The 16682-nt window shown below is 59.8% G+C and carries 17 protein-coding genes and 1 pseudogene; 12 read left to right on the top strand and 6 right to left on the bottom strand.

The genetic code is table 11. The annotated features are described in order from the left end of the window. Positions 1-12: 12 nt before the first annotated feature. From FNL56_RS07255 to FNL56_RS07245, 3 genes are all read right to left on the bottom strand, one after another. Positions 13-657 (bottom strand): TetR/AcrR family transcriptional regulator, encoded by a 645-nt coding sequence (locus FNL56_RS07255; RefSeq protein WP_168204640.1) that lies wholly within the window; start codon positions 655-657, stop codon positions 13-15. Between the two features lie 507 nt (positions 658-1164). Then, the gene (istB, locus tag FNL56_RS07250; protein WP_441351294.1) at positions 1165-1923 is read right to left on the bottom strand and encodes an IS21-like element helper ATPase IstB; all 759 of its coding nucleotides are present in this window, start codon (positions 1921-1923) and stop codon (positions 1165-1167) included. 64 nt (positions 1924-1987) lie between these two features. After that, positions 1988-3217 (bottom strand): IS3 family transposase, encoded by a 1230-nt coding sequence (locus FNL56_RS07245; RefSeq protein ID WP_246661631.1) that lies wholly within the window; start codon positions 3215-3217, stop codon positions 1988-1990. 370 nt (positions 3218-3587) lie between these two features. On the opposite strand from FNL56_RS07245, the pseudogene FNL56_RS07240 reads away from it, so the two are divergent. Then, positions 3588-3926: pseudogene (locus FNL56_RS07240) on the top strand (transposase); the annotation flags it as partial. Positions 3927-4115: 189 nt separating this feature from the next. On the opposite strand, the gene FNL56_RS07235 reads toward FNL56_RS07240, so the two are convergent. Both FNL56_RS07235 and FNL56_RS07230 read right to left on the bottom strand, forming a co-directional pair. Then, a complete protein-coding gene (locus FNL56_RS07235) occupies positions 4116-4802 on the bottom strand; it encodes a GntR family transcriptional regulator (protein WP_143581871.1) in 687 nt (228 codons plus the stop codon). Continuing rightward, on the bottom strand, positions 4789-5481 hold the full coding sequence (locus tag FNL56_RS07230; RefSeq protein WP_143581870.1) for a DUF4286 family protein: 693 nt from the start codon (positions 5479-5481) through the stop codon (positions 4789-4791). Before FNL56_RS07230 ends, FNL56_RS07235 begins: the two co-directional genes overlap by 14 nt. A gap of 80 nt (positions 5482-5561) precedes the next feature. On the opposite strand from FNL56_RS07230, the gene FNL56_RS07225 reads away from it, so the two are divergent. The 6 genes from FNL56_RS07225 to FNL56_RS07200 all read left to right on the top strand — a co-directional run bounded on the left by FNL56_RS07225 (position 5562) and on the right by FNL56_RS07200 (position 12294). Beyond that, positions 5562-6140, top strand: coding sequence for an amino acid synthesis family protein (locus FNL56_RS07225; RefSeq protein WP_143581869.1), 579 nt, complete (start codon positions 5562-5564; stop codon positions 6138-6140). Positions 6141-6143: 3 nt separating this feature from the next. After that, positions 6144-7340: an amidohydrolase family protein gene (locus FNL56_RS07220; RefSeq protein WP_143581868.1), complete on the top strand. Its 1197-nt coding sequence runs from the start codon at positions 6144-6146 to the stop codon at positions 7338-7340. Beyond that, entirely contained in the window at positions 7306-8418 is a 1113-nt protein-coding gene (locus FNL56_RS07215) for a Bug family tripartite tricarboxylate transporter substrate binding protein (RefSeq protein ID WP_143581867.1), read from the top strand. The genes FNL56_RS07220 and FNL56_RS07215 overlap by 35 nt, the downstream gene beginning before the upstream one ends. Positions 8419-8432: 14 nt before the next feature. Further along, positions 8433-9662, top strand: a complete 1230-nt coding sequence (locus FNL56_RS07210; RefSeq protein WP_143581866.1) for an FAD-dependent oxidoreductase — start codon at positions 8433-8435, stop codon at positions 9660-9662. 549 nt (positions 9663-10211) lie between these two features. After that, a complete protein-coding gene (locus FNL56_RS07205) occupies positions 10212-11531 on the top strand; it encodes a site-specific DNA-methyltransferase (RefSeq protein WP_143581865.1) in 1320 nt (439 codons plus the stop codon). A gap of 7 nt (positions 11532-11538) precedes the next feature. Continuing rightward, positions 11539-12294 (top strand): DUF5681 domain-containing protein, encoded by a 756-nt coding sequence (locus FNL56_RS07200; RefSeq protein ID WP_143581864.1) that lies wholly within the window; start codon positions 11539-11541, stop codon positions 12292-12294. A 44-nt stretch (positions 12295-12338) separates the two neighbouring features. Here the strand turns inward: FNL56_RS07200 and FNL56_RS07195 are convergent, their stop codons facing one another. After that, a complete protein-coding gene (locus FNL56_RS07195; RefSeq protein ID WP_143581863.1) occupies positions 12339-12920 on the bottom strand; it encodes a hypothetical protein in 582 nt (193 codons plus the stop codon). A 308-nt stretch (positions 12921-13228) separates the two neighbouring features. Between FNL56_RS07195 and FNL56_RS07190 the strand changes: the two genes are divergently transcribed. The 5 genes from FNL56_RS07190 to FNL56_RS07170 all read left to right on the top strand — a co-directional run bounded on the left by FNL56_RS07190 (position 13229) and on the right by FNL56_RS07170 (position 16446). Further along, positions 13229-13510 (top strand): helix-turn-helix domain-containing protein, encoded by a 282-nt coding sequence (locus tag FNL56_RS07190; protein ID WP_143581862.1) that lies wholly within the window; start codon positions 13229-13231, stop codon positions 13508-13510. 136 nt (positions 13511-13646) lie between these two features. Beyond that, on the top strand, positions 13647-13868 hold the full coding sequence (locus tag FNL56_RS07185; protein WP_143572249.1) for a hypothetical protein: 222 nt from the start codon (positions 13647-13649) through the stop codon (positions 13866-13868). Between the two features lie 85 nt (positions 13869-13953). Further along, positions 13954-14325 carry a DUF3489 domain-containing protein gene (locus FNL56_RS07180; RefSeq protein WP_143572248.1) on the top strand — a complete coding sequence of 124 codons (372 nt, stop codon included), beginning with the start codon at positions 13954-13956 and terminating at the stop codon, positions 14323-14325. Next, positions 14325-14900, top strand: a complete 576-nt coding sequence (locus FNL56_RS07175; RefSeq protein ID WP_143572247.1) for a DUF2924 domain-containing protein — start codon at positions 14325-14327, stop codon at positions 14898-14900. Before FNL56_RS07180 ends, FNL56_RS07175 begins: the two co-directional genes overlap by 1 nt. Beyond that, entirely contained in the window at positions 14890-16446 is a 1557-nt protein-coding gene (locus tag FNL56_RS07170; RefSeq protein WP_143581861.1) for a recombinase family protein, read from the top strand. Before FNL56_RS07175 ends, FNL56_RS07170 begins: the two co-directional genes overlap by 11 nt. Positions 16447-16682: the final 236 nt, after the last annotated feature.

The following is a 16682-nucleotide window of genomic DNA, read 5'->3' as shown; positions in this document are numbered from 1 at the left end:
TGCTATTTTTATTCATGGCGCCGAACCTCGATCGAATGCGCCGACGATAAAGTCGATGGTGTATTTCATAAGCTGGTCGCGGTCCGCAGCATCGGCCTCACCGTCGGAGATGATCTTCAGGCGATTATCGAGACCACAGTCCGACACCACCCACACCACGGCGGCGAGCGCGAGATTGTAACGCCATGCGACATCGCGGGCGGTGAGGTGCGGATAGCTCCTGCGCAGCATCGCAATGGTCTTGCGCGCGATTTGATCGAAATGTTTGATTCCGAGTTCGCGCGCGAGCTTCAGCTTGGCGAGGCGTTGCTGTTGCAAGATGTAAATCAGCAGCTTGCGGCGATCCTCATCGCCCTCGAGATATGGCTTGATCAAAGCGCGAAAAATTTTATCCGCCGGCACGGGGCCGCCGTTGGCCTCCGCTTCCAGTGACTCATAAGCCATCCGGCGCTGCTCGCAGGCTCGCCACGCGACATCTTCATAAACCTCGTAAGCCAGTCCGAGCTTGGAGCCGAAATGATAGTTGATCGCCCCAAGGCTGATGCCTGCCTCCTCCACGATATCCCGCATGGTCGTCTCCACGCCTTTTCTGGCGAATTGGCGAACAGCTGCCCGGGTGATCGCATCACGTGCGTCGCTGTCAGGGGCATCGATCATTCGTTTTGAACACATGTTCAAAACATACACCTGAAAAAATTGATGGCAAGCGTAATTTTCTTTCCTTATTTTAGATGGGCATCTTCCGATGGTAAGACCGCCCCCGTCAGGGCGAGATCGAAACGCTGCCCGATCATCGCTCCCAACCGGGCCGCGCCTGGAAAGCATTCCGGACGAATGGCCGCCGTCCACTTCAGCATCATACAATAGCGCTAACCAACACAGCGAGTCTGGTGTCCTAGAAACGCCCATCTGCGATGACGTTAGGAAGCCGCATCATTGTTTGCCGATGGCCGCTTGCGCCAGAAGCCGCCGATCGTCCAACATCTCAGAAAAAAAGCGGACCGGCACAGCCGTCCCACTGTCGCACCCCGCACACAGACGGCACATTGGTTAGGGCATGTATGTCAACGCCGGAGAGATTTTACAGCGGGTGGCCGGAGTAAAAGTGCAGCACGGACGCAAGCAAGAAGGCCCCCGATCGGGGGCCTTCTTGCTTTTCGCGTTTTATTCCTGAGGGGCCGCATCCGCCGGCGGTTCTGACCGCGCTCGGCGTGACCGGCGCCTGGAGTCGGCGAGCCTGAAGCTGTCGCCGTTCATCTCGAGGATATGGACGTGATGCGTGAGGCGGTCGAGGAGCGCGCCGGTGAGCCGCTCGGAGCCGAACACGGACGTCCACTCGTCGAACGGCAGATTGCTCGTGACCAACGTGCTGCCTCGCTCGTAGCGCTGGCTGAAGACCTCGAACAGCAGCTCGGCCCCGGTCACAGAGAGTGGTACATAGCCGAGTTCGTCGATGATCAGCAGCTTGTAGCCGGCGAGCTGACGCTGAAGACGCAGTAGCCGTTTTTCGTCGCGCGCTTCGAGCAGTTCGTGGACCAGAGCCGACGCCGTGATGAAGCCAACCGATAGACCCTTCTGGCAGGCCGCCAAGCCAAGCCCGAGCGCGATGTGGCTCTTGCCTGTGCCGCTGTTGCCGACAGCAATGATGTTTTCGCGCCGCTCGACGTAGTCCGAGCGCGCCAGTTCCAGCACCAACATCTTGTTCAGCGATGGCAACGCCAGGAAGTCGAAGCTGTCGAGGCTTTTAACGGTCGGGAACCGCGCCGCCTTGATCCGGCGCTCCACCATACGTCGCTCGCGATCAATCATCTCCATCTCGGCCAGCCGCATCAGGTAACGCGGATGGTCGACGCCTTCAGCCGCACACAGCCGGGCGACCTTGTCGTACTCTCGCAGGAACGTCGGCAGCTTCAACGCCTTCAGATGGTGGGCGAGCAGGATCTGCGGCGGAGCGTGTCAACGATTATGAGACAGTCCAGTTTTGTATTTAGGCTTGAATTGGATGTCGGTCCGCGGGCGGATTGATCCAGGTCGCGATCGGCTTTGCAGGCGGTTCAGGCTGCTTTCTGACGAAACGTTCGGGGTTTCTGCTGAAGGCACCGTTGAGCGTGATTTGGCGGGCAGCATGGACCTGGTCGGCCTGACCGAAGTGCACTTGGTCGGGCGTCATCAGGCCTATTCCGGCATGGTGATGGACCTGATTGTACCAGTCGAAGAAGCCGCGGCAGAACGCCTTGGCGTCCTGGATGCAGCCGAAACGTTGCGGAAACTGCGGCTGGTATTTCATGGTTTTGAAGTGGCTCTCCGAGAACGGATTATCGTTGGAGGTGTGCGGCCGACTGTGAGACTTGGTGACGCCGAGATCTGCGAGCAGCAGCGCGGTAGTCTTGGCTCGCATCGGGCCACCACGGTCGGCATGCAAGGTGAGTTGACCGATGGGTACCGAATGTTTGGTGATGGCGTCCTTGAACAACGCCGCGAATAGCGTGGCGCTTTCCCGATCGGCGACACACCAGCCGACAATACGCCGGCTGAAAATGTCGATGATGACGTAGAGATAGAAGTAGGACCACTTGGCTGGTCCCATCAGCTTGGTGATGTCCCAGGACCAGACCTCGTTGGGCGCTTGCGCCAACAGCTCGGGCTTTTTGTAGATCGGATGCCGCAGCTGGTTACGACGTTCGCGGACTTCCTGGCTTTGAACCAGGATGCGGTACATGGTCCGGATCGAGCAGTGGTAAATGCCTTCGTCGAGCAGGCCGGCGTAGATCTCGGCGGGAGCCTGATTGGCAAAGCGTGGGGCGCGCAGCAAATCCAGCACGTTCTGGCGTTCGATGGCGGCCAACTCGCGTGGCGGCTTTGGTCTCGGCTGACGTAACGTCGGCGGCCTCGCCAAATGCGCGCGCCGACGATAGACGCTGGCACGCGACACGTTCAGAGCCCAGCACGCGCCGGCGGTGAGACGAGGCGTTACCGCCAGGGCGACAATTGCGTCGACCATCATGCGTCGTCGCTGTCTGCTGTCGCCAGCAAGGCCGCCACTTTTTTTTGGATCGCGATGATGGCTTCGGCGTGCTCGAGCTTGCGTAACAGCCGCGCATTCTCTCGCTGGGTCTGCGCCAGTTCCTGTGCCATCGGGTTGCGTATCGCGGGCTTGGGTCCACGTTTGACCGGATGCTGTCCGCCGAGCATGCCAGCGTCCCTCAGTCGGCGCCATTCGCTCAGGGTCGACGAGTACAGGCCCTCTCGGCGCAGGATCGCGCCGGTGCCGCCCGCGGGGGCGCGGTCGATCTCCGCCAGAACTCGCAGCTTGTCCTGCAGGGTGAAGGTTCGACGCCGCGGGCGATCAGACAGTTCAGGCGTCGTCGCCGCGGGGGCTGGCACGGCGGCCGGCCTCCGGCCTTCCGCCGCACCAGCCCCCGCGGCCGCACCCAACTTCACATCTCTATTCGGCATAACCATGTGATCTCTGTCCTACGCCCCGAGGCTAAACTCTTCGGACTCAGATGTCTCATGGTCATTGGCACGGAGGGTCGGGCCTCGACAGCGCCACCGTTGTGCATCGGACCCTGGTGAATGACGGAGCGACGCTTCTCTATCGCGCCAGCAAGCGTGACTGCGACCTCTGCGGTCTCAAGCCTCGTTGCTGTCCGAAGATGCCTTCCCGGAAGGTGCCGCGATCTATCTACGAAAGCGCAAGAGATGTCGCGCGCGACATGGCCAGGACCGAGGCTTACGTAACGTCGCGACGTGAGCGAAAGAAAATCGAGATGCTGTTCGCGCACCTGAAGCGCATTCTGCGCCTGGACCGGCTTCGGCTGCGAGGCCCTTACGGCGCTCACGACGAGTTCCTCCTCGCCGCCACCGCCCAGAACCTCCGAAAGCTCGCAAAGCTGGTGCCGTCGACCGTCCCAACGCCTGCCTGAGCCGAAACGAATTGACACGCGCTTCGCTAACAGAGCCGTCGTGAACAGTTTGCGCGCCGACTTCTTCAACACAATCCGTCAAGAGCGATCAGCCGCCAATCGCCGGCGCTAATGAAGCGTTTTGCTGTATCGCCTACGAGGCGACAATGCGAACAAATCTGGCGATCACCTCATTTAGGACGACAGGGTTCAAGCAGCGCTTTCCTCTGCGCTAAAGGACTCATAGGCTTCGTTTGCCGAAAGATGTGCGTTCTCGACATGCTTCACAGCGGCACTGCGGGCAGCATTGCCGTTATTTCCTGCAATGGCCTCGTATATCGCCTTCATCTCCTGCAGGCTTACCTTGGCCCGACCTGGCCGCGACATCGAATGCGCGCGCAGAAAATTGACGCGCGCCAGCAGCCCCGTCAGCGTCTCTTCCATAATACGATTACCGCAGACCCGGAGAATATGGCTGTAGAACTCCGACGTAGCCGAAACTTCTGTCTGCATGTCGTTGGCGCGAACCGCCTTGCCGAAGGCTGCAAGTGCTGTGCGCATCAGTTTGAGATCATCCGGCGAGGCGCGTTTGGCGGCAATGAACGCCGCTTCGCCTTCTAGCAGAGCCCGCACCTTGTAGATCTCGGCCGCGTGATCGCGGGACAGCACCGGGATTTGTGGGCCGCGGTTCGGAATGATGCAGACCAGACGCTCGGCTTCCAGGCTGCGCAGCGCCTCGCGTATCGACGGACGACTGACCCCCATCATTTCGCACAAATTGGCTTCAATCAGCCGATCGCCCGGTTTGAAGAAGCCTTCGACGATGGCGCCGCGCAGCTTTTGGACGATCTGCTGCTGCACCGATTTGGGTGAAATCCGAAGGTCAGGTGCTGCCATGGTCTCTGGATTTTCCGACGTGTCGCGGTCCGAGGCGATCGAACACGGAGTAGCTTGCCTTAAACCATTCATTCTTTGCCAAGCGGTTACGCCATGGCGTGTTCCGGGCCGCCTCCCGTTCCGGCGACTGCAGTGCCTTTGCATCGGCCAGGTAGTGCAGCGCCATGTGGGTATACGGGCCCGGAACGCCATCGGCAATTCGCATCCGTCGCACCATCAGCCATTCTTTGCACTGCATCAGCAGAGGAATGTGGTCGCTATCATACCAGCCGTTGAAGTCTTCGTGGTGCTCCGCCGGGATGTTGAACAGCACGGCATAGAGCACGGGCGCATCTATCAGCAGTTCGGCCTTGGCAGGCTCGGCCGGCGTGAGAGACGTCTCGCCGCCGAGATAGCGTGTGAAGCCACTCACGTTGGCCAGCATCCACGCGGTCTCTTCCGACGGCTTGTTCTTGATCCTCTTGTAGGGATCGCTGGACAACACGTGAACGTCATCCATTTCATACACCGCCAGAAACCCGCCGTCATCGTGGCGGCTGTAGCGCTGCGCGCTCACGAAGCCCTTGCAGGCTACGCGGATCGGGATGTGGTGGGTGTCGTACCAATTGTGAAACCGGTCGGCGAAAGCCTCGTCCGGAATCATTTCCGAGAACAGAACCGCTTGGCCTTTGACGCTCATGGAAAATACCTGATTGACAGATTGTCAGACTACCTGATAGCGGAGTTATAGCGCCTGTCAAGCATGTGGAGCCCTTCGCAATGAACCTAAACATCCGCCGCACCTGGTCGATTGTCGAAGACAAGAGCGAACATGCCGGCCGCAGGATCGCGGTGCCGGTGCGCAAGGTCGCCATCGTCGCGGTGCTGGAAAATCCCTATGCGTTGCAGCATGTGGAGGATCTTGGCCCGCTGATCGAGGCCAGCGCAGAGTTGGACACGATGATGGGCAAGATGGCGCTGCAGGCGCTGGGCTCGTTCGAGGCGCAGAGCTATGGCAAAGGCGGCCTCGTCGGCCTGCATGGCGAGGTCGAGCACGCCGCGGCGCTGCTCAGCACGACCTATGCCAATCCGCTGCGCGACGTGATCGGCGGTGGCAAGGCGTGGATTTCCTCGATGGTGAAGATGGCGTCGCCGGGCGGCCAGATCGACATTCCCATGAATCATCGCAACGAAATCTATGTGCGTTCGCATTACGACGGCATGACCCTGATGTTGCAGGACACCCCGATGCCCGACGAAGTGGCCATCATCTTCTGCCTGGCGAGCGCCGGCCGGATCGGCGCGCGGGTCGGCGGCATCACCCACGAGGAAGTTTTCGCGCGTGACGCAAAGGCCTGAGCTATGAAAACCGCCATCGTCAATCTCGGCGCGATCGTCAGCGGTGATCTGAACGCACCGACGGTGGCGGGCGATTCCATCATCATGGCCGACGGCGTAATCGTCTCCGTCGGCACCGCCTCCACTGCGGCGGTCGATGCTTGCGATGTGGTGATCGATGCCGACGGCGCCATCGCCATCCCCGGCCTGATCGACTCCCACGTCCACATCACCTTTGGCGACTACACGCCACGGCAAAAGGTGGTCGGCTTTCTCGAAAGCTACGTCCATGGCGGCGTCACCACCTCAATCAGCGCGTCCGAAGTCCATGTGCCCGGGCGGCCGAAGGACGTGGTCGGGGTCAAGGCGCTGGCCGTGGCCGCGCAACGCTGCTTTGCCGACTATCGCCCCGGCGGTATGCGCGTTCATGCCGGTTCGCTAATCCTCGAGCCGGGCCTCGTCGAACAGGATTTTGATGATTTGGTGCGCGACGGCGTTTGGATGGTCAAGGCCGGGTTTGGCGCCTTCGCCACGCCCTTCGACTATGCGCCATTGATCCACATGGCGCGTGCCCGCGGCATGATCGCCATGGCGCACACCGGCGGTTCGTCGATCCCCGGCTCGGCGGGGATCTGGGCCGACCACGTACTGGCGATGAACCCGGACGTCTCCTATCACGTCAACGGCGGCCCGGTGGCGATTCCCGATCGCGACTTTCCGCGGCTAGTGAATGAGTCCAGCATCGCCCTGCAGGTCTGCACCGCCGGCAATTTGCGCACCACTCTTCTGGTGGCGGATCTGCTCGACAAAGCCGGCCAGAACGAAAGACTTTTGATCGCCACCGATACGCCGACCGGCAGCGGCATCATGCCGCTCGGCATGCTCTACACCATCAGCCATCTCGCATCGCTGGGCGGCATGGCGCCCGAACGCGCTATTGCGGCCGCCACCGGCAGCAACGCACGCATTTATCGCTTGAACAGCGGCCTGATTGCCGCCGGTCGCGACGCCGACGTCGTCGTCATCGATGCCTGCCTCGGCGGCTCGCAGCCGGACGCGATGTCGGCCTTGCGGAACGGCGACGTGCCCGCGGTCGGGGCGGTGGTCACGGCCGGCATTCCCCGTTTTGTTGGACGCAGCCGCAACACACCGGAGACCACGCGACGCGTGCGCGTGGAACGCAGCAATGTCTTGCAAGATTTTTCCGGTGCCGCCCATTAGCGCGGTGAGGCTCACGTCGTTATTGGCCTTGCCCGTAGGTCGACACAAAACAGGCACCGACCCGATCGGTTTGCGCGTCCTCGATGGATTTTTGGAGAACTTCATGCCCTCTCGCCGTCACGTGCTCGGTCTCGCTGCAGGCGCTGCCACCGCCCTCCTTTCATCGGGCGCACGGGCGCAAACCTGGCCGCAGAAGCCGGTGACGGTCATCGTGCCGTTCGCGGCTGGCGGCAACACCGACGGCATTGGCCGCATGGCGGCGCAGCGCCTTAGCGAGGCATTCGGCAAGTCGTTCGTGGTTGAAAATCGTCCGGGGGCCGGCGGTGCGATCGCAGCCGAAATGGCAAAGAAGGCTGCGCCCGATGGCTATACGCTGTTCGTCGCCGCGCTGCCGGTGATGGCCGTGGTGCCGGCGATGCAGAAGGTGCGCTACGATTCGCAGAAGGATTTTGCGCCGATCAGTAACATCGGGACCAATCCGTTCGCGCTGGTCATAAACAACGATCTTCCGGTCAAGACGCTGAAGGAGTTCGTCGAGTACGTTCGCGCCAGCAAGGCTCCGCCAAGCTACGGTTCGGCCGGCGTCGGCAGCCTGAACCATCTTTCCATGGCGCTGTTTCTTAAGCGCGCCGGCATCGAGATGACTCACGTACCCTACAAAGGCAACGCGCCGGCTCTTTCCGACGTGGTAGCAGGCCATATCCCGGCGATGTTCTCCAATCTGTCCGATGCGCTGTCGCAGGCCGCGGGCGGCAATGTGCGGATGCTGGCCATCAGTTCGGAAAAGCGGTCGGCGCTGGCGGCCGACGTGCCGACCGTCGCCGAATCCGGCTATCCGAACTTCAACGTCCTCACCTGGAACGGGCTGATGGCGCCAGCGGGAACATCACCGGAGATTATTGACCGAATGGCAAAAGAACTGGCGGCAGCAGTGAAGGATCCGAAATTCGCCGCGCAGCTGGTGAATTACGGCGTTGATCCGTTGGGCGACACGCCGGCGGAATATACGGCGACGCTGGCGAAAGACATCCCGCTGTGGGCTGAAGCCGTCGACATCGCCGGCGTCAAACAGCAGTAGAACGGGGCGATACCATGAACGATCAAGCTGTTCTAATTGCCGGTGGCGGTCCCGTCGGCATTTTGCTGGCGCTGTCCCTCGCGCAGCGCAACATACCGGTGCGGCTGTTCGAAGCCGCGGAGGCCGTCAACGATGCGCCGCGCGCATCGACGCTGCATCCGGCGACGCTCGAAATGATCGGCGCGCTGGGCCTGCTAGACGACGTAATCGCGCAAGGATTGATAGCACCGACCTTCCAGTTCTGGGACCGGCCGACGCGCCGGATCGTCGCCGAGTTCGACCACGCGATCTTGGCCGACGACACTAAGATGCCGTTCGTCGTGCAATGCGAGCAGCACAAGATCGCCAGGCTCGGACTCGAACGGTTGAAGGCGTTCCCTCATGCGTCCGTGACATTCGGATCGCCAGTCGAGGGCTTCGCCGATTGCGGCGACCACGTCGAGATTACGGTGCAGATCGGCAGCGGCAAGGAGATTATATCCGGTAGCTATCTGGTGGGTGCCGATGGCGGCCGCTCGACCGTGCGCAAGGCGCTCGACATCGACTTCGAGGGCTATACGTTTCCAGAGCGCTTCCTCGTACTCACCACGCCATTCGATTTTGCGGCCGAACACGGCGTCGCTTTCCGTGCCTATTTTTCCGATCCGGACGAATGGGCCAATCTGTTTAAGGTCGCGGGCGACGACGGCAAGGGCCGCTGGCGCGCGGTATTTCCGGCGCTGCCGGGTCAGACCGACGACGAGGTTTTGGACGAAGCGGCCAACGAGGCACGGCTGCAGAAATTCTTCCCCAAGGCCGGCCGCTACGAGATCTTTCACCGCAACATCTACCGGGTGCATCAGAGGGTCGCCGCGAGCTTCCGCCGGGGGCGAGTGTTCCTGGCCGGCGACTCCGCGCATGTCAACAATCCGATCGGCGGCCTCGGCCTGAATTGCGGCGTGCACGATGCCATGCAACTGGCCGAGCAGCTCGCGGCCGCGCTTTGCAGCCAACGTCCCGAAAGCGATCTAGCTCGTTACGACGCCGTTCGGCGGCCGATGAACATCGAATACGTCCAACAGCAGACCATCGCGAACAAGAAGCGGTTGGAGGAAAAGGATCCCGCCGCGCGCGAGGCCAACTTCGATCATCTGCGCCGCACCGCCGCCGACCCAGTCGCGCATCGCGCATTCCTGATGCGCACATCGCTGCTGGAAAGTGTTCGCAAGAACGCGGACTTCGACGCGCGGAATTTGAGTGACTGACACAAAGATCTACTCTTGATTACCATTTTCAGAATTGCCGCAACGCGTTCAGTCCTGATCGGCTCCGACGCAGGGCCCCAGTTTTGCTCGAATCAAATAGCGATGCTTCCATGAAGCAAATGGACTAAACCTGCATCTGACCACATCCACGCGCCAGGCAGGCTCCGCAGGCTCGCCTCGGTGGATGGAAGCGGCAACGCCAGACGGCGCTGCTTTTCGGCAGGAGACGGCCGTTGCCAACAGCAGCGCCAATTCCATATCGCCCCATTACGCGAATCCGAGTTCCAGGGTGAGTAAACATCCTCGTTTGATGTGACTAGCAAAATCTGCAATAGTGCAAACGGCAACAGCGCGACGGGCAAAGCCTTTCGCCGCTAACTGGCCCCCAGATCAGCCGGCAATGCCGAGCCTACCCTTCGACTATTGAACGCATTGCTCCATCGGAGGGGGCCATCGAACCGCAATGCGGTAACGGTGCATCGGATCTGACTTCCACCTTTGATTGCAATTGAACGCGCGCGGAGACACCTCTGCGTCGAAGGAGAAGCCATGTCTTCAATCACCCGTAGCGCAGAAACGCCCATTTCGGCATTGATGCTAAATGAGCGGAATGCCCGCACGCACTCAAAGAAGCAGATCAGTCAGATCGCCCGCAGCATCAGTGAGTATGGGTTCACGAACCCGATCATTGCCGACGAAAATGGCGTCATCATTGCGGGTCACGGTCGGCTTGAGGCTGCTCGGAGCCTTGGTCTGGGCGTGGTACCTGTCATTACCGTCGTCGGTCTGTCGGATGCTCGCAAGCGGGCGCTGATGCTGGCTGATAACAAGATCGCCGATAACGCGGGCTGGGACCGTCAGAAGCTGGCGTTCGAGATTCCCGAGCTTAGCGCTCAGCTCGAGATCGAAGGCACCGACATCACCTTGACGGGTTTCGATATCCCCGAGATCGATCAGCTGATGGTCGACTTCGGCGGCCCCGAGCGCGACCCGGACGACGATTTTTCGCAGGTCTCTTCCAAACCCGTTAGCCAGCCTGGCGATCTTTGGCTTCTCGGCCCTCACCGCTTGCTGTGCGGAAATGCCAGGAATGAGACGGATCTTGATCGCCTCATGGGTGGTGCGTGTGCGTCGATGGCCTTCCTGGATCCGCCCTATAACGTCTCGGTTGCCAGCGTTGTTGGCCGCGGAAAGACGAAGCATCGCGCATTCGCCGAGGCCTCCGGCGAGCAGACGCCCGCGGAATTTCGCGAATTCCTGACCGCTTGCCTTTCTAACGCCGTGCGGGTCTCAAGCAATGGCTCTCTTCACTACGTGTGCATGGACTGGCGGAATCTCGCTGAACTGACGATGGTCGCGAATGGCATCTATGGTGCCCATATTAACACAGCGGTCTGGACCAAAACGAATGCAGGCCAGGGTAGTTTTTACCGCAGCCAGCACGAAGACATCCTGGTCTTGCGGGTTGGCGATAAGAGCCACTTGAACAACGTTGAACTGGGGCGTCACGGCCGGTCCCGCAGCAACGTTTGGCCCTACGCCGGCGTCAACACTTTCCGGAAGGGGCGCATGGATGATCTGCGCGATCATCCGACCGTTAAGCCGGTAGCACTGGTTGGTGATGCAATGCGGGACTGCACAAAGCCTCGCGACATTGTGCTCGATACGTTTTGTGGATCGGGCACGACTATTCTGGCGGCCGAGCGTGTTGGCCGGCATGCCTATGGTCTGGAACTCGACCCGGTGTATGTCGACACAGCCGTTCGCCGCTGGCAGGCAACGACCAAAAACGATGCCGTCCACGCCGACACCGGCACTACGTTTGACGAGTTGGCATCACAGCGGCATGCCGCCGTCAACGCCCTGTGAGGGCGCCATGAAAAAGCGGGGTTCCAGCACGTCGCCGATTTCGAGCGATTACGAGGTCGGCTATATGAAGCCGCCGAAGGACCATCAGTTCAAACCGGGAAGGTCGCCGAATCCGAACGGTCGGCCAAAAGGCGCAAAGAACAAGGCTCCCTACCCGGACGAACTTGCTCAGATTATTGAGGAGGAAGGTGCTCGCCTTATGGCGATCAAAGAAAACGGAAAGGAAACATCGATGCCGACGGCACGCGTGATTATTCGTAAAATGAACCGTCAGGCGGCCGGCGGCGACACGCGGGCTCAGAAGAATTCTATCGACGTTCTTACCATCGCTCAGGAGAAGCGTAAGAAGACTAAGGCTGACTTCTTTGCGTTGGCAGTCGAGCACAAGATGTTCTGGCAAAAATGGCTATCGGAACGTGGCACGAACGCTCGCCTGCCACCGGGATGTCCGCACCCAGATTCGTTGATCCTTAATTTTGCAACTCAGGAAGTGACCTGCGTATCGCTTAATCCGGACGGGGACGAACTCATTTCCCTCACGCTCGATCTGCTGTACTTCTACATGACAATGATGAGCGACCTCCTCAAAGGCGAGACGAGCGATAAAGATCTGCGTTACGTTTTCGACGACCTTTTGATCATCTGGAAGCGGATGGCCGCGATCTTCAAGTCGCTCGATTTGCCATGGAATGACGACTTTCGCGGCAAGGTCGACGATGACCGCATCAAGGCGCTGAAGGACAAGTTTTTTAGAAAGAAATAGCTCCAACAGCGGGGACGAACGGCACTTGGAGTTGTTCAACCCCCTCATAAAAGACGAGCATTCTTACGCAAGAACTCAATCATTGGTGCCGTCGCAACTTTCTTTGCCGTCGCGTCGGCGATGGCAGTTAGGCGAGACGCTTTATCATCGGCACGAGAAAACCGATCCATTGCTGATTGATTTGCCCGCGTCCACTTTAGCAGGCCTTTGTAGATTTCTTCCCATTTTCGGTCAGATGCGTCGCAAAGGCCGAGCATAAGCGCAATATCCTCCGCATCAAGGAAACGCACCAACCCACGCGTTTCGAATGTCGAGACACCGCCGGTCAGTTTCTTCCATGTTGCTATTCGTTTGCGTGCGGACCCCAACCAATATTCTTTCGTGCGTACTGCTTCGGATCTGGCTAATTCGTTATCAATAGCGACCATCACATTGTAAATGGCACGGTTGAAATACCAGTCAGACAGCTCAATCTTGCGGTGTTGCTTAAGCAGCTTCGCCTGCTGGGCTGATAGCTCGCCGTGGGTTGCAAAGAATGTCTCGGTGGGAGCACCTCCGCCGAACAGATATAGGCAGTCCGAGCCGTTGTTTAGTTTTTTCCGATTATAGAAATACGAAGCACACACCAGATTATCGAGCGTATCGGTTCCGCCGCGAGATTTTGGTTTGACGTGGTCTACCCAGTCGGCGTGCGAAAAAGGCGCGGTGCCGTGGTCAAGGTATCAGACAGAGAGTCCTGAGAAAGAGCAGATTGCTTTGTCACGCGCAAACACAGCAGCTCTGAGTGCATCATTCATTTTATGCCCGAATCATCTGCCGGCCCTATTGCGCGGCTACCCCAAACAATAATGCCCTCTGGAGTAACTATCCAGTTTTGGGATAATCCTAATCTGGGATCAAATTTGCCGCCGCCAATTCCCGGCTCTGGCGGCGCATGCAGAAGTCCCTCAAATCGGCAGAATACGCCCGGCTCATCGCCATGCTTGTTGCTGTGCGGGAGAATGCTGGCGTCCGGCAGCAACCATTGGCCGCGAAACTCGGGAAACCTCAGTCTTTCATTGCAAAATACGAGGGCGGAGAGCGCCGGATCGACCTGATCGAATTTATTGCCATTGCTCGGGCCCTGGACGCAGATCCCGTCAAGCTGTTCAAGGCCTTCGTCGCGGACGAACCGACGGCGAAGGTGGCTGCTAAAACCAGGAAATCAGCCCGCTAGCTAGCGGTCCGCCCAGAGACCGATGATTCGTCATTTCGTGATCGTGCCGAGCCGACAAGAGCCACAAGATTGCTCGACAATCGCTCGACTTTCGGCGGCACCAGAGCGGTACTACGTCCAGTTCAGGGAGGACGCCATGGACCGCGCAGCAATCGACCCCGCCTTTAAATTCATCTTGAGCGAAATCGCCATTCGACTGGCCGATGCGGCCCGCATCGGCAGGGCCGCCGACATCTGCGCTGCCTCGGGCAGCGTCACGGAGGGCATCACTTTTTCCATGGAGATCGACCAGATGCTCTACGAGGCTGGCCGCCTACATGACGCCGCCTCGTTGATTAGCCGGCTCAGCCGAGAGTAAGCAGGTCTAGTTTGGCTCTCCTTGGCCCCGCCATCGCGGGGCTGTGTCGGTGGCAGCGGATGCTGTCGTCGAACAGGAGAGCAAGATGGCCACCACGGCAAATAAGAAATCAGCCCCCGCAAAACCGGCTCATGCGATAGCAAACCCCAGCCGTTCGGCCGCTAAGAAACCGGCATCGGCAAGCAAAGCCCGCCCGACCAAGCCCCCGTCTCCCTCCTCCGCTTCCCCAGCAAAACCGGCCGCCATCTCGTCCAAGCAGCAGAAGGTCCTGACCATGCTCGGCCAGCCGACGGGCAGCACCATCGCTGCGATCATGAAGGCCACTGATTGGCAGCCCCATTCCGTGCGCGGATTTCTGGCCGGGGTCGTGAAGAAGAAGCTGAATCTCAAGCTTTCATCGGAGATGGTTGACGAGGTCCGGGTCTACAAGATCGCCAAGCCGGTCGGTCAGCGGTGATGCCGGTGACCAACGCCAAACATCGCGATCCAGCAGTCGAGGCCGAGCTAGATCGGCTCCCGGCCGTGCCGATCATCCAGTTGCGCGGCCGTTACCGGGAGCTGTTCCGTACCGATCCGCCGCAGGCATACGGACCGGATCTGCTCCGACGCAGCATCGCCCAGCGCATTCAGGAGAGGGCATATGGCGGTCTTCCCCGCCCCGTCCAGCGGCAGCTCGACCAACTGATCAAGTCCTATGCCGCGAAGCCGACCGGCAAGCTCGTGCTGCCTCCACGCATCAAGGCAGGATCAACCCTCGTGCGCCAGTGGAAGGGCAAGAGCTACCGGGTGACCGTGTTGGCGGACGGCTTTGCCTTTGACGGCCAGATCTACGGCAATCTCTCGGAAGTCGCTCAGTTGATCACCGGCACCCGCTGGAACGGGCCGCGCTTCTTCGGTTTGCGGGTCAAGCAGGACGTCAAGGAACCGTCGGTGCGAAAGCCACCGCTCGGCGGCGGCAGTGACTACCGGAAGCGGAACGTGGAACTGGCAGAGGTGAAAATCCGCATCAAGAAGCGTCGCCATGGCCTCTAGCCCGATCAAGCCGCTCCGCTGCGCCATCTACACCCGGAAATCGACCGAGCACGGGCTGGACCTCGAATTCAACTCGCTCGATGCCCAGCGTGACTCCTGTGAGGCGTATATAAAGAGTCAGGCCTCGCAGGGGTGGCGGGCCCTCGCCGAGCGCTATGACGACCCCGCTTACTCGGGTGGCAATCTTGACCGCCCGGCACTTCAGCGACTGCTAAAGGACGTCGACGCCGGAAAGGTCGACGTCATTGTCGTCTACAAGATCGACCGGTTGACACGCTCGCTCGCTGACTTCGCCAAGCTGGTCGTGGCTTTCGATGCCAAGTCGATCTCGTTTGTGGCCGTGACGCAGCAGTTCAACACGACCTCTTCCATGGGACGGCTGACGCTGAACGTGCTGTTGTCTTTCGCCCAATTTGAGCGGGAGCTGTCGTCCGAGCGTGTCCGGGACAAGATCGCGGCGAGCCGGCGGAAGGGCAAATGGACCGGCGGCACAGTGCCGCTCGGCTACCGGGCCGTGAACAAGAAGCTGGTCATCGACAAGGATGAGGCCGAAACCGTCCGCACAATCTTCAAGCGCTATCTGGAGCTGGAGAGCTTCGCCAAACTGGTCGCGGACCTGAATGCCCGGGGCATCGTGACAAAGCGCCGGACCACCAGAGTCGCCAAATACAACGGCGGCATTCCGTTCACCTACGGTCCGCTCGCTCACTTTCTCAAAAACAGGGTCTATGTCGGCGAGACCGGCCACAAGGACAAGTGGTTTCCAGGCGAGCATCAACCGATCGTCGATCTCAAGGTGTTCGACGCAGTCCAAGCGCTTCTTCGGTCCAACTCGATCCGCCGGAAAGCCAGCCAGACCGCCAGTGAAGCGCTCCTCATGGGAAAGCTATATGACGACCGCGGTAACCGCATGACCCCAAGCTTCTCGGCGAAAAATGGGGTCCGGTATCGCTTTTACGTAAGCTCGGCTCTGTTGCGCGGCCGCAAGGCCGAGGTCGGATCTTTGGGCCGGGTCCCTGCCCAGGAAATCGAGGACTACGTACTTGCGGCATTACCGTCGCGAACGCCGACCGGCGCGATACTACAAGCAGATAGTCGCGCCGCCCTACAACTGGTCGACCGTATCATCGTCAGCCGCAGTGAGGTGCTGATCAAGATGGCGTCCCCGGATGACCTCCAGGCTGCCGGCCATACTCCCGGAGATATTGCTCTGCCTTGGCAGAGCCGGACGACGGGCTCGTCATCTCTCATCGAGAACCACAACACCGACAACTGGAAACCGGACGAGAGCTTGATCCAATCGATGGTTCGGGCGCGTCACTGGCTACGCACACTGCAGGACGGTGCTTACGATACCATCGAAAATCTCGCTGCAGCGCAAAACATCCACCCCAAGGTCGTTCGGCAGGAGCTTCGCTTGGCGTTTCTGTCGCCCAGCTTGGTTTCAGCTATCCTGGATGGGACCCAGCCCACCGATATCAAACGGCAGCATGCATGGAAGACGCTGCCTTTGGCATGGATAGGCCAGCGGCCGTTGCTGAGATAGTCGTCTATCGCATGTTATGGAACACCCAGAAGCTTCAGCCGCTCGGTGATGCCCAGGAACGATTACGCAGGCTAAGCCACATCATATTGACATTAAAGGATATTCTCAGGATTAAAACCGAATACCAGACACCTTTGTGCACAAGTTTTGTGACATACCGTACGCTGTCGGTTGTTTTAACGGGAGCCTCGTCAGCACAGCCAAACAACCGCGGAATGTATCCCAATATTTGTGTA

Origin of the sequence: Tardiphaga sp. vice304 (assembly GCF_007018905.1) — a bacterium.
In the GTDB taxonomy this organism is placed as follows: Bacteria; Pseudomonadota; Alphaproteobacteria; order Rhizobiales; family Xanthobacteraceae; genus Tardiphaga.
The sequence above is the reverse complement of the archived record's forward strand: the minus strand, read 5'-3'. Positions and strand labels throughout refer to the sequence as shown.

What these genes read in the sequence shown, in the direction of transcription:
- FNL56_RS07220 (WP_143581868.1), top strand. Translation starts at nt 6,144, where the DNA reads ATGAAAACCGCCATCGTCAATCTCGGCGCGATCGTCAGCGGTGATCTG.
- FNL56_RS07175 (WP_143572247.1), top strand. Translation starts at nt 14,325, where the DNA reads ATGCCGGTGACCAACGCCAAACATCGCGATCCAGCAGTCGAGGCCGAG.
- FNL56_RS07215 (WP_143581867.1), top strand. Translation starts at nt 7,306, where the DNA reads ATGTCTTGCAAGATTTTTCCGGTGCCGCCCATTAGCGCGGTGAGGCTC.
- FNL56_RS07210 (WP_143581866.1), top strand. Translation starts at nt 8,433, where the DNA reads ATGAACGATCAAGCTGTTCTAATTGCCGGTGGCGGTCCCGTCGGCATT.
- FNL56_RS07225 (WP_143581869.1), top strand. Translation starts at nt 5,562, where the DNA reads ATGAACCTAAACATCCGCCGCACCTGGTCGATTGTCGAAGACAAGAGC.
- FNL56_RS07245 (WP_246661631.1), bottom strand. Translation starts at nt 3,217, where the DNA reads ATGGCGCCGACTGAGGGACGCTGGCATGCTCGGCGGACAGCATCCGGT.
- FNL56_RS07185 (WP_143572249.1), top strand. Translation starts at nt 13,647, where the DNA reads ATGGACCGCGCAGCAATCGACCCCGCCTTTAAATTCATCTTGAGCGAA.
- FNL56_RS07230 (WP_143581870.1), bottom strand. Translation starts at nt 5,481, where the DNA reads ATGAGCGTCAAAGGCCAAGCGGTTCTGTTCTCGGAAATGATTCCGGAC.
- FNL56_RS07180 (WP_143572248.1), top strand. Translation starts at nt 13,954, where the DNA reads ATGGCCACCACGGCAAATAAGAAATCAGCCCCCGCAAAACCGGCTCAT.
- FNL56_RS07255 (WP_168204640.1), bottom strand. Translation starts at nt 657, where the DNA reads ATGATCGATGCCCCTGACAGCGACGCACGTGATGCGATCACCCGGGCA.
- FNL56_RS07170 (WP_143581861.1), top strand. Translation starts at nt 14,890, where the DNA reads ATGGCCTCTAGCCCGATCAAGCCGCTCCGCTGCGCCATCTACACCCGG.
- FNL56_RS07200 (WP_143581864.1), top strand. Translation starts at nt 11,539, where the DNA reads ATGAAAAAGCGGGGTTCCAGCACGTCGCCGATTTCGAGCGATTACGAG.
- FNL56_RS07205 (WP_143581865.1), top strand. Translation starts at nt 10,212, where the DNA reads ATGTCTTCAATCACCCGTAGCGCAGAAACGCCCATTTCGGCATTGATG.
- FNL56_RS07235 (WP_143581871.1), bottom strand. Translation starts at nt 4,802, where the DNA reads ATGGCAGCACCTGACCTTCGGATTTCACCCAAATCGGTGCAGCAGCAG.
- FNL56_RS07190 (WP_143581862.1), top strand. Translation starts at nt 13,229, where the DNA reads ATGCAGAAGTCCCTCAAATCGGCAGAATACGCCCGGCTCATCGCCATG.